Source organism: Dyadobacter sp. CY327, from assembly GCF_021390415.1.
GTDB lineage: Bacteria > Bacteroidota > Bacteroidia > Cytophagales > Spirosomataceae > Dyadobacter > Dyadobacter chenhuakuii.
Genome location: NZ_JAJUXJ010000007.1, coordinates 989,298 through 1,001,923 on the forward strand (window position 1 = coordinate 989,298; position 12,626 = coordinate 1,001,923).

Below are 12,626 nucleotides of genomic sequence, written 5' to 3' on the forward strand. Positions count from 1 at the left end.
AATACTTAACATTTAAACCTTAATAAATCAACTGAAACTCGGGAACGAGTGCTATCGCCCAAACCAGATCCTGGATACTTTCCTCATTTGGTGCCGGACCCAGGATTCGTTTTGCTGCCGCCAGCTCTTTTGCGAGTGGTGTCCGTCCTAGTGCATTCTGATAAAGTGCCGTGACGAGTGAATCAGAAGTTGGATATTTCTCCTTCCATATCTTCGAGCCTTCCTTCAATGTGTTCGTGAATTTGCTTCCATTTGTTAGCTCCAATGCCTGCAATAAATTGGCTTGCGAAGTCCGTGAAGTGCTCACTGTTTCCCGGTTCGGACGACCGAGTGAAGTCTGGAACGGGTCGTTTTTCACGAAGGCAGCGCGGGCAAATGGCAGGCGTTTCTTGATATCTTTTGGAAGCAGTTTATACACGATTGCCGAATCGGCATACATGGGATTGAATGCCGTGCTGATGGCGTCGGAGAACTGCTCGGCGGTGAGCCTTCTTCTCACCATGCCGGTGAACTTGTAGTCGTTGGCCATAATGTCGGCTGCCTCCTTAACGGATGAGGAAGGAAGCTGATATGTCCTTGATGTGACAATGGTGTAGATCAATTTTTTCATATCATAACCATTGGCAACGAAATCCGAGGAAAGCCAGTCGAGCAGGTCTTCACTCCATGGCATGTTGTCCATCATGTCCACAGGTTCGACAATGCCGCGGCCGAGTAGCTGCGCCCAGACCCGGTTAACGGCGGTGCGGTAAAGCCGGCCGTCTTTGGGTTGTACCAGAAAGTCGGCGAGTTCGCGCAATCTTTTTTCGGTGCTTGCATTTACGCTGATTTCGCCCAGTTCCGGGAAGAGCATTTTTGTTCCGGCAATTGTTCCGGTCGGTTTGTCGCAGCGGTTAATTTCAAGTAATGTATCGGCGAAGATGTTTGCGAATGCGTAAGAGTCGGCGAGCTTCCAGTCGCTGATGAAGCTGTCGTGGCACGACGCACATTTGAGGTTAAGTCCCAGGAAAATCTGCGACACATTCTGCGCGGCCTGCATTTCGGTGCGCTGACTGGAATTGATAGTCCCGCGCCATTTGATTCCCTTAATAAAACCTTCCGAACCTTTGACCGGGCTGATCAGCTCTTTCACAAACCAATTGTATGGCTTATTAACCTGCAAAGATGAGTAGAGCCATTTGGTGATGTCAAACCTGCCGCCCGTAATGTATCCCGTTCCGGAATAGTCGTTCCGAAGGGCATCATTCCAGAACGACATCCAATGCTGAGCATAGTCATCTGAACGGTTCAGGAGTTCTTTTGCCAGCAGTTCTCTTTTATCGGGCCGTTCGTCCGCAACGAATGCTTCCACCTTTTCAGGCGGCGGCAATAAACCGATAATGTCCAGGTAAACCCTGCGAATGTAAATGCGATCATTGACCGCCGGTTTCCAGGCAATTTTGTTTTTTTGAAAATATGCATTAACCAAACGGTCTACTGGAAGTACGATGTCGCCGCTTGCAGCCGGAAGGACGGGCATCCGCGGTTCGAGGGCAGCAACGCGGTAGATGCTTTTTTGCTTGCCATCCGGCCATAATGCGCCTTTCTCAACCCAGTATTTAAGCACTTTGATTTCTCTTTCAGTAAGCCGCTTGCCCTTGGTCGGCATGGCTTCCTTATCGCCTTTTGGAAGGGAAATGCGCCTGATTATTTCGCTTTTATCAGGGTGGTTAGGAACAACGACAACGCCATTCTCTCCCCCTTTCATGATAGCATCCTTGCTGTCCAGCCGCAAATCGCCTTTGGATTTTGCTTCGCCGTGGCAGCTGTAACAGTTGTGAGCCAAAATCGTCCTGACTTCCACATTCAGGTCCTGAACCTGCTGCGGGTTAAGCGCACCATTGTTCGTAAGCACAAAGTCGGCTGGATCTTCATTGGATTGTTCCTGCTCAGGCTCCACAGATGATGGCATGACGCTGGTAAGGTAATCGTCGCCATGCGTGATCATGGCACCATAGTGGCCCGCCAGGGAAACGCCAAAAACGGTCACGAATAGCAGCGAGCGGTAAATGCTCCTGTTGGCATTGCGTAGCGAAATCGTCGCCAGGATAGCCAGCCCCAATGTAATGAAGCCGGCCCAGCGGTGAATTTCAAATGTCTCGCCCTGCGATTGTTCTGCGTCCGACAGTAACAAACCGAATGTGACGGACAAAGCGGCGCTTGCAACGCCGATCCATGTCATAATGTTGACCGCGTCGCGCAGGCGTGCTGACTTTCGTTTCCAGTCTATTAATTCCAGAATCAATGCGACGAATAGCAATCCAATGGGAAAATGGACCATCATGGGATGCAATCGTCCTAAAAATTGCCAAAGCCAGAAAGTTTCGGTTGCTTCAAGTAACACAATGCGGAAGATTAGTGGATCAGGAATATGATACAGGCATCGGCCTGTAATGTTATACAATACTAGAACGAATCGGTTGTCAGACTATCCTGTTCTGTCTTGCTTAAATATTTAATTACCGGGGTTTTTTAGAAAAATTCCAATAGCCGGAAACTTGGACGCCTATTACTCAACGAAAAAATGAATGATTTTCTTGCTAAATCAATAAGGAGAAGCCGCTCGTCATCAGCGTTTTTCCCTATTGATTTAGTAAGAGTGTTATAAGCCACCTTAGTATCCGGGGTTCTGCGTCAACTTAGCATTGATGAGGATCTGAGGTGCAGGGACCGGCAGCAGGTATTCATTTTCCGTGAAAACATAATCAGTGGAATTGAAAGGCACATTGCCCCTGTCGACGGTTGGCTTTGCCCTTTCGGCTGCTCCATGCGCATTCATGAATGCGGCCCATTCACCAGGTGTTTTTGTTCTTTTCAAATCAAACCAGCGGTGATTTTCAAATGCAAGCTCAACTCTCCTTTCTTTCAGCACCGCGGCCCGGAAATCTGCCTTGCCGGTGGCTTTTGATGCAGCTAATCCGGCACGCTTTCTGACCTGGTTCAGATAATCCGCTGCTTCGGCTGTGGGCCCGGTTTGTTCGTTAATGGACTCTGCGAGCATTAGTAACACATCCGAATAACGCAGAACCGGCCAGTTTGTATTGGTCCGTTGCACAATTGTGTGGGGATAGTTGTATTTACTGACATAAGGAACGGGATACACCTTGCCATCCAGTGTGAAACTGGTTTTAAGCGAAAGGTCCTTGCGCAGATCGCCCGCTTCATATGCCGCAATCATATCATTGGTGGGTGAATTCCGACCTCCGTTTGCACCCGCTGAAAAACCTGTAACCGCCCCTTTGGAAACCCTGGGCGCGAACACATACTGAAAGTTGCTCTGTTCGCCCAGGTCGTTGTCTCCCTGATACTGTATCTCAAATATCGACTCCGGGCCGTTTTTCTTGGCAGGCGCAGGATCAAAGTTATCGGCATAGTTAGCATTTAATGTATAACCAAGCTTAGTGACTTCTTTGAGCGTGGTTATGGCGTCTGGATATTTTTTAGTAGTCAGATATGCTTTGCCGAGGAGCGACAAAGCTGCGCCCTTGGTTGCCCGACCTTTGTCGCCGGATGAGGCATACTTCTCCGGCAGCAAAGCGACTGCCTCTTTCAGATCTTTTTCTATCTGCGCCCACACATCTGCCTGTGGTGACCGGGTGAGGTCAAAAGTAGGCTCAGGAACCGCAAATGTGCTTGTTACAATCACCACATCACCGAAATACTGGACCAGATTGAAATACAGATAAGCTCTCAGGAATTTCAACTGGCCTTCAATTTCCTTTTTGGGTGTCTCCGGAATGTCCGCATCTGCGATTCGCTCCAATGTCAGGTTCGCATTGTATAAGGTAGCGTAGTAATTGTTCCAGATGGCCGCAATCTCGCCATTGCCCGAATTGACGGTTGAAAACTCAAATGCTTCCCAACCGCCTGCGCCGCCGCGATCGGACGGGTTGAGGTCAATGGTTGTGTTGTCCGTTTGAAATTCACCCGCCAGATAAGCGGTGTTGGTTATAGATTGCAACTGTGCGTAAACACCATTTAATGCTTGCTTAGCCTGCGCCTCATTTTTATAGAACAAGTCTACATTCACCTTCGTCGGGTCCGTCTGGTTAAGGAAATCTTCGCCGCATGAAGCCAGAAGCAGCGGAAGTACGACCAAACCTATTGCTGTAATTTTTTTCATTTTCATGGGATTTAGAAGTTGACTTTCAGGCCTGCGGAGAATGTTCTGGGAACGGGATAAGACTCATCGTCATTGTTGAGCTCCGTTCCGCCTCTTACGCCCGCGTCAGGGTTGTTGCCGGGATATTTGGTTATCAAAAACAAGTTGGCCGCATTTACGAATATCCGTGCATCAGAAAGAATGCCGTTCAACTTTGGAAGTGTGTAGCCGATCGTTACGTTTTTGATCCACATATGCGTTCCGTCATACACATAGCGCTCGCTGCTCTCGCGAGACCATTTAAAATAGTCCGTTCCGCCCTGGGAGTTTTTGGCGCCCGGATTTGAGCCGGGGTTTTCAGGAGATCTCCATCTGTCTTTGGCTTTTTCCAAAACATTGAAAACACCATCCATATTCATGGTAGACGCCTCGATATTTCTGTAAATGTCATATTTATAGGCGCCCATCAATAAAACGCTCACGTCAAAACGCTTGTAGTCAGCACCGACGGTCCAGGCCCAGTTAAATTTTGGGTTTGGGTTACCAATTTCGGTCATGTCCTTAGTATCATACGACACAATGCCATCGGGTCCGCCGTCGGCTGCGCCATGCAGATCCGCAAAGATCATAGCGCCCGGCACCGCACCTTCCTGCAATGGTGCCGCATCAATTTCAGCCTGTGTATTAAAGATGCCCAGTTTACGATAACCAAAGATCATCCCGATCGGACGGCCTACCTGCTGAATGTTGTAACCGCCATATTGGCTTCCTTGCAGGATAAAATCATTTTGTCCGCGGATGGCCAGCACTTTGTTGCGGTTGAATGTAATGTTCGCGTTTGTCCTCAGATTGACCTGACCTACCTTAATGCGGTAATTAGCAGCCACTTCAATGCCCTGGTTTTCCACTTTACCCAGATTTTTCAGTGTTGACGTGAATCCGGAAACAGCTGGAATGCTGTATCCGAGAAGCATATCATCTGTGATCTTTTTATAATATTCAATAGTGAAAACCAGCTTGTTATCGAATGTTGCGAGATCCAAACCGATGTCCAGCTGGTTGGATGTTTCCCAGGTAAGCTCGGGGTTAGCGAAGCGCGTCACTGTTTTGCCGGAGGCCAAAGTGTTGCCGAGAATGTAGTTGTTCACGCCGAGGAATGACAAACTTTCATAATTCCCGTCATCACCTGCATTCTGACCGACACCAAAATTGTTGTTCGCGCTCACGCGATACGTATTATTTCCTGTCATACCCCAGCTCGCGCGCAGTTTCAGGTCTGTGAGCCAGGGTGTTTTAGGGATAAATGATTCTTCCGAAATTCTCCATCCCACAGAAGCGGCCGGGAAATTGCCAAATTTATGTCCTTCGCTAAACCTGGAACTGCCTTCGCGCCGGAATGTGGCGGAAAACAGATACTTGTCCCTGAATGCATAGTTTAAGCGCGCAATGTAGGCCAGCATCGTCCATTTGCGCTCCATAGAATTGGAAGAACGAATGGTGGCACTACCCAAAAACGGCGTCAGGTCGTCCGGGAATGTATTTCCAGATCCATATAAGCCCTTAACCACTTCCTGCTGAGCCGAATAGACCACTGTTGCTTCCAGACTGTGATCTTTACCAAGGGTTGGTGTGTAGGTCAAAACCTGGTCAGTAGCGTAGTTCTTCAACTCTTCCGAGTCGTCCCGTTCGGTCGCGAGACGCGGAGGCGCACCATTTGTTCCGGTCTGCACGGGCAAGCCGATTGTCGAAGGAATGTATTCCTTGTAGGTGTTGTAGTTGATCTTGGCATTCACAGAAGACCTGAATTTCAGTCCTTTGGCAATGTTGAGTTCTACGTAACCGCTTGCCAGCACATCCGCAATGTTCCTGTTCCGGTTGATGTTTTTGAGCATATACAGTGGATTGGGAAAACCGAAAATGTCACCGACGCCATTGTAATAGGGAATCAGGTCACCCTTTTCATTATAGGCAGGATAGCGTGGATCGGCAATCAATGTTAAGCCAACCTGCGCATTACGGCCGTCGGTGCTGGACAAACTGGAGCGGGAGTAACTTCCGGCAACGTTCATCCCGATGGTAATGAACTTGTTCACTTCACCCGCGAGATTGGTGCGTAACGATGCGCGGTCATATCCTGTGTACTGCAGAGCACCATCTTCCTTGTAGTAACCGGCAGAAACAACAGATTTGATCGGACCTTTTCCGGACGATAATGTCAGGTTAATGTCTTTGTAAGGTGCATTATTATGCAAAATCAGGTCAAACCAGTTGGTCGAATATTTGGTATCTGCGGGATTTCTGAAATCAATGGGAATCTCCGATTCTTCAGGTTGTTTTTTATTAGCCAATACATATCGCCCTATGAAAACTTCCCGCTTAAACTGCGCAAAGTCTTGTCCGTTCAACACTTTGGTTTTGCGGCTTTCAGGAACATTCTGGATGCCATAATCTACTGATATGTTGAGATTTGTCTTTCCATCCTTGGCAGATTTAGTTGTGATCAAAACCACGCCATTGGAACCGCGTGCGCCGTAAATGGCGGTTGCAGCTGCATCTTTCAGGATCGATATGGTTTCAATGTCGTTGGGGTTCAGGTTCTGCCCGGCTGATATGCCGACGGGAAATCCGTCAATCACATACAACGGGTCACTTCCTGCTCCTAATGAGCTGATCCCGCGTACTTTCACTTCAAATTGCTGCCCCGGCGTTCCACTTTTCTGCTTAATAATAACACCCGGAGCTTGTCCTTGCAGCATACGCGTAACATTGGACTTAGGCACTTCGCCAATATCCTCCATACTGATCACTGACACCGCCGAAGTAATGTCGCGCTTGCGTTGCGTACCATAGCCAACCACGACCACTTCTTCCAATGCCTTGGTATCAACCAGCAATTCCACATCGACGGCAGATTGATTTCCCACTGTCACCTCTTTTGGAACGTACCCGACGAAGGAAAAGACCAAAACATTTTCCCCGGTCTCCGGAATGTTCAGACTATAACTCCCCTCCGAATCGGTTACGGTTCCGGTACTGGAACCTTTGAGAATGACACTTACTCCGGGCAGGCCCAGTCCCTTGTCATCGGCCACTTTTCCTTTAATAGAGCGGTCTGCTAACATAGCAAAGCGCCCATTTAAGTGGTTCGAGGACGTTCCTGCCTCTGAGCTGCCGGTTAGGGTCGCGCCAACCAGCATTTGGCTCAGTGCGATTTTCCCAAATAGCCGTAGACAAACGCCCAGTCTTGATTGTCGAATTTCATTCATACGCTAAGGTGTTTAAGGATTGAAAAGATGAGACGACTTATGAAATCTTGATTGGAGGGTTGGTTGATCTGCTGCTGAACATGATCCTTTTATATAATAAATGCAATAAATGATTCGAATTGTATTAATCGCAATAGTATGTGTAATTCGATTTCATACTGTCCTGCACTGTCCGGTAATGCATTAAAATTGGACGTGAGAAATATTTTATTTGAAATTCCCGTTATCAAAATTTTTGGCTGTCTATTATATCGTTTGCTTGGCAATCATTAATTTTATGCGAACGTAGGGGACTTAACAGCTGGGTTGATGACAAGATATTTACGAAGGATTTTGTGGTTTCTACCACTGTTAGTTTTCCTTTCATTGCAAGTAAATGCCGATCATATCGTCGGAGGCGAGCTTTTGATGCGTCCGCTTGCAAATGCTGGCAATTTTGAAATTACGCTGATCCAGTTCTGGGACAAGAATAATCTGGTCGAACCATCCCCCGACGGGAACGGAAACAGGGACGCAGCAGCGGATGTTTACATCTATCGGAAGCGTGATAACAATTTTATGCAGCAGGTCCGCGTGCGCTACCTGTCTTCCGAAACCATTCAATATCAAAACAAAGCATGCGCAAGTGCCCGGTCGTTGAGCACCGTGATTGGCACATATAAAGGAACAGTAGCATTGCCCGAGCAGGACTACAATGATCCGGGAGGTTATTACATTGTGTGGGAAAGATGTTGCCGTAACAAGGACGTCAATAATATCAAGTATCCCGGGGAGATGGGAATGGTGTTTTATCTTGAATTCCCACCAGTTAGTACCCGAAACACTTCTCCGACGTTTTCAGCTCCTAATGGTCAATATATATGTAGTAACCGGGCCTTTTCAATGAACATGTCAGCGTCCGACCCGGATGGTGACGAACTTCGATACGCATTGGTAACGCCTTACCGGGGTTACACAACGCCTAATATGATTAATGGCAATAGCGCGCCAAAATCAGACTACCCGCTTGTAGATTGGGAAAATGGCATTTCTTTATCCAATATTATTCCTGGCCCGCGTCCGCTGGCTATCGACAAGACGGGGAAACTTACAGTGACCGCAAACCGGCTGGGCTTGTATGTATTCGCAGTGGAGGTTGAAGAGTATAGAAATGGCAAGAAAATCGGTGTGATCCGTAGAGACTTTCAGCTGCTTGTGATCGATTGCAATGATGATCAGCCGGAGCAGCCGGTGATTATGTTGAATGCTGCTCCTGTTACTGAGGTTTCCTTTTGCCCTGAACGGCCCGTTACATTACAAACGGAAAGTTCAGCCGACTGGTCATATCAATGGCAGCGCAACGGCTCGAACATTCCAGGTGCAACGGAAGCGGCCATCGCCGTGAGTGACACGGGTGTTTACTCGGTGATAAAAAGCTACACTCAGAAATGTTCGCGGGATACATCGTCACTAATGGTCAATGTTACCCTTGCGCCGCCTATTGAGGCGATTATTTCGGCGGATAAAAATATCATTTGTGAGGGTGAGGTAGCAAAATTGGTTGCGAACGGAGGAAATGTAAAGAATGGACTGGCACTTTCATGGAGCAGAGACAACGCGGTCTTGAATGAGAAGCAGAGTACACTGGAAGCGAAAGATTCCGGATCTTACTCTCTCTTAATTTCAGATGAAGTAACCGGATGCACCGGCTCGGACACGATATTGGTAGCAAAAGAATCTGTTTCCGTAACGCTCCCTGCAAGAAAGGGCGTAGTGGAAGGGTCCAAAGTGACATTGCAGCCCAAGGTTGAACCTTCCGAACCGACCACATATAAGTATTTGTGGTCACCACCGGATGGCCTGGTGTCAGCAAATGACGAACGTGATGCTGTGGTTGGCCCGCTTGTTGATACCCCTTATACTATTGTTGTAGAATCTGAAAACGGATGTAAGGCGGAAGCATCTACGGAAGTTTATGTGATAGCTAAAATGCATATCCCTACTTCGTTTACACCAAACGACGATGGCCATAATGATCGTTTTGAGATATTCAATGCCAAAGATCAGATCCTTGAAATGCGAATTTATAATCGATGGGGCCAGGTAATTTATGCCTCTCAGGGATATCAGGATCCATGGAACGGAAAATACAAAGACAACACGCCAGTCCCGGCAGGAAGCTATCCGTATACGATAAAAACCGCCGAAACGAGCCTTACCGGGACTATTCTCCTTCTTAAATAGAATCTGTAATACTGGTGGCAGAAAATCTAACATTGTTAGATGCTTCTATCTTACTTCCTCAAACGTCCCATCTGAGTAGAATATTAGAATTTTTTCGATCCGGCGGATATCGGAAGGGTTGTTTGTTGAGACCGGTATTGTTCTATTAAAATTCTTATTGCCTGCGCCTGGTTTTAGAGGAAGGTTTACATCCCGTGCAGCCGGACTTTTGTCTGTTGCAGGGGTTTCTAAATGGTTAGATTGACCGTCCGATAAAAATTCAGGAGAGCTGTTTGGAAGCTCTTCACCATCTAATATCCAATTCGTTCCCAGTTCAGGGAAGCGCTTGACAATCTTCTGTACGATATCCAGGCTTGGTTTGTTACGTCCTGCAAGAATGTGGGACATGCTGGATCGCTGGATGCCGATCTCATCAGCAAATATGGACGGCGACATATTTTTGTCAGCCAAAATTTGTTTGATTTTATCATTTAAATCCACGTAATGCTCAGTTTACAATGTTACATGCAAGTTATTAAACGCAATTTATATTTACAAATGTTAAGTTTAATAATGTAACATTATTTCAGGTAGCTATTTATTAATGTAAACAACAACCCATTTACATTAATAAATGGCTTCATTTATAGCTTCTTGTGAGCATTCAAACATCTGAGACACAAAAAAAGAGCGCTATGCAGGATAACGCTCTTCATTAACATAATTTATCAACTTAAACTGTCACATTGTTTTCACGCAATGCATCATTTAAGGATGTTTTAAGATCAGTGCTGGCTTTGCGTTTTCCGATGATCAATGCACAGGGAACATGATAGGTTCCGGCGGCAAATTCCTTTGGAAGCGTGCCGGGGATAACCACTGAGTCTGCCGGAACAAAACCTTTGTATTCTACGGGCTCAGAGCCTGTTACATCTATGATCTTCGAGCTCCCGGTGATTGTTACGCCTGCTCCCAAAACCGCCCTTTTACCAATGTGCGCACCTTCCACTACAATGCAGCGTGAACCAATGAACGCACCGTCTTCTATAATAACAGGCGCAGCTTGTACAGGTTCCAGCACGCCGCCAATCCCTACGCCACCGCTCAGGTGAACGTTCTTGCCGATCTGCGCGCAGCTGCCGACAGTTGCCCAGGTGTCGACCATTGTGCCTTCGTCAATGTATGCGCCAATGTTAACGTACGACGGCATCAATACAACACCTTTTGATATGTATGCACCGTAGCGCGCAACGGCTGGTGGTACAACCCGAACGCCTAGCTTGTCATAACCTGTCTTCAATTTCATTTTATCATGATATTCGAAGATGCCAACCTCGCTAACAGACATCTGCTGAATAGGAAAATATAGAATGATGGCTTTTTTCAGCGCTTCATTTACCCTCCATGATCCGTCTTCCTGCGGTTCGGCCACCCGCAGTCTGCCTTTATCGACCTCTTCAATAACTTCTTTGATGTAATTTATGGCAGCAGGATCCTTTAATAATTCCCGGCCTGACCAATAAGACTCAATCTTTTCTGCAACAAACATGTTCAAGTAATGGATTAGTTAAATTGTTTTAAAGTACTGTATTATAGTTAGTTATGAGATGTTGTAAAATTAAACCCTTAAAAACCGAGTTATCGCCAAATCTTTAAAATAGACAATATTTCACTTCAAAATCTGCTAGGGAGGTGTATCGACGTAGTGAAGCCAGCTACCCTACCCTCCCAGACAAATATAAAGACATAAATCAAACGGAATAAATAAATTCAACAGAAATATATACTAACATATTTAGTAAAAACCCGAAATTACTAAAACTAATAGTATTATCGCAATTTTACTAATATAATTAGTAGTAAGAGAATTGATCTTCGATCGACTTTTTTATGCAAATCCTTTAAATAAGGGCACATTTTTGTTAATTTCGCGTCAGTAATAAACAATCACTAGAAAGACATGTCTAAAGTAAAAGTTGCTATCAATGGATTTGGCCGGATCGGCCGTCTGGTTTACCGTCAGATTTATAATATGGAAGGCATCGATATAGTTGCTATCAATGACCTTACCAGCCCAAAAGTACTGGCCCACCTGCTTAAATATGACACTGCCCATGGCCGTTTTGATGCTGATGTGAAATCTACTGACAATTCAGTTGTTGTCAATGGAGAAAATATCGCAATATATGCACAACGTGACCCTGCTCAAATTCCCTGGGCATCACATGAAGTAGACGTTGTTCTGGAATGTACAGGTTTCTTTACAAGCCAGGAGTCTGCAAGTGCGCACATTAAAGCTGGCGCGAAAAAAGTGGTTATCTCCGCTCCCGCTACCGGCGACTTGAAAACAATCGTTTTCAATGTTAACCATGACATTCTGGACGGTTCTGAAACTATCATCAGCGGTGCTTCTTGTACAACCAACTGCCTTGCGCCAATGGCTCAGGTGTTGGAAGAGAAATTCGGCATCGTGAACGGTTTGATGACCACCATCCACGCATATACAAATGATCAGAACACACAAGATGCACCGCATCCAAAAGGTGATTTGAGAAGAGCTCGTGCAGCTGCACAGAATATCGTTCCTAACAGCACAGGTGCTGCTAAAGCAATCGGACTTGTTCTTCCTGCATTGAAAGGAAAACTGGACGGTTCTGCACAACGTGTACCAACATTGACTGGTTCATTGACTGAATTAACTGTTATTCTTGGAAAAGAAACTTCGGTTGAAGAGATCAATGCTGCTATGAAAGATGCATCTAACGAAAGCTTCGGTTACACGGAAGACGAAATCGTTAGCAGCGACATCATCGGTATCAACTACGGATCGCTTTTCGACGCTACGCAAACAAGAGTTCAGAAAGTTGGTGATACACAGATCGTTAGAACTGTGGCTTGGTACGACAATGAAATGTCTTACGTATCTCAATTAGTAAGAACAGTTTACTACTTTGCCAGCCTGATCGGCAAGTAATAAACAGATAAGTATAACGAAAACGGCCTTCTTATCAATCGAT

The 12,626-nt window shown here is 46.3% G+C and carries 7 protein-coding genes; 2 read left to right on the plus strand and 5 right to left on the minus strand.

From position 1 onward, the window contains the following. Positions 1 to 19: 19 nt before the first annotated feature. The 3 genes from LZG74_RS20560 to LZG74_RS20570 all read right to left on the minus strand — a co-directional run bounded on the left by LZG74_RS20560 (position 20) and on the right by LZG74_RS20570 (position 7,407). On the minus strand, positions 20 to 2,323 hold the full coding sequence (locus tag LZG74_RS20560) for a DUF1549 domain-containing protein (RefSeq protein ID WP_233798825.1): 2,304 nt from the start codon (positions 2,321 to 2,323) through the stop codon (positions 20 to 22). Positions 2,324 to 2,653: 330 nt separating this feature from the next. Next, positions 2,654 to 4,162 carry a RagB/SusD family nutrient uptake outer membrane protein gene (locus LZG74_RS20565; protein WP_233798378.1) on the minus strand — a complete coding sequence of 503 codons (1,509 nt, stop codon included), beginning with the start codon at positions 4,160 to 4,162 and terminating at the stop codon, positions 2,654 to 2,656. A gap of 11 nt (positions 4,163 to 4,173) precedes the next feature. Further along, positions 4,174 to 7,407: a TonB-dependent receptor gene (locus LZG74_RS20570; RefSeq protein WP_310589356.1), complete on the minus strand. Its 3,234-nt coding sequence runs from the start codon at positions 7,405 to 7,407 to the stop codon at positions 4,174 to 4,176. 309 nt (positions 7,408 to 7,716) lie between these two features. On the opposite strand from LZG74_RS20570, the gene LZG74_RS20575 reads away from it, so the two are divergent. Then, a complete protein-coding gene (locus tag LZG74_RS20575) occupies positions 7,717 to 9,630 on the plus strand; it encodes a gliding motility-associated C-terminal domain-containing protein (RefSeq protein WP_233798379.1) in 1,914 nt (637 codons plus the stop codon). Positions 9,631 to 9,675: 45 nt separating this feature from the next. On the opposite strand, the gene LZG74_RS20580 is transcribed toward LZG74_RS20575, so the two are convergent. Next, the gene (locus LZG74_RS20580) at positions 9,676 to 10,110 is read right to left on the minus strand and encodes a helix-turn-helix transcriptional regulator (RefSeq protein WP_233798380.1); all 435 of its coding nucleotides are present in this window, start codon (positions 10,108 to 10,110) and stop codon (positions 9,676 to 9,678) included. A 232-nt stretch (positions 10,111 to 10,342) separates the two neighbouring features. Next, positions 10,343 to 11,158: a 2,3,4,5-tetrahydropyridine-2,6-dicarboxylate N-succinyltransferase gene (locus LZG74_RS20585; RefSeq protein ID WP_233798381.1), complete on the minus strand. Its 816-nt coding sequence runs from the start codon at positions 11,156 to 11,158 to the stop codon at positions 10,343 to 10,345. 411 nt (positions 11,159 to 11,569) lie between these two features. Here LZG74_RS20585 and gap point away from each other — a divergent pair, with 411 nt between their 5' ends. Then, positions 11,570 to 12,583, plus strand: coding sequence for a type I glyceraldehyde-3-phosphate dehydrogenase (gene gap / locus LZG74_RS20590; RefSeq protein ID WP_233798382.1), 1,014 nt, complete (start codon positions 11,570 to 11,572; stop codon positions 12,581 to 12,583). Positions 12,584 to 12,626 lie beyond the last annotated feature (43 nt).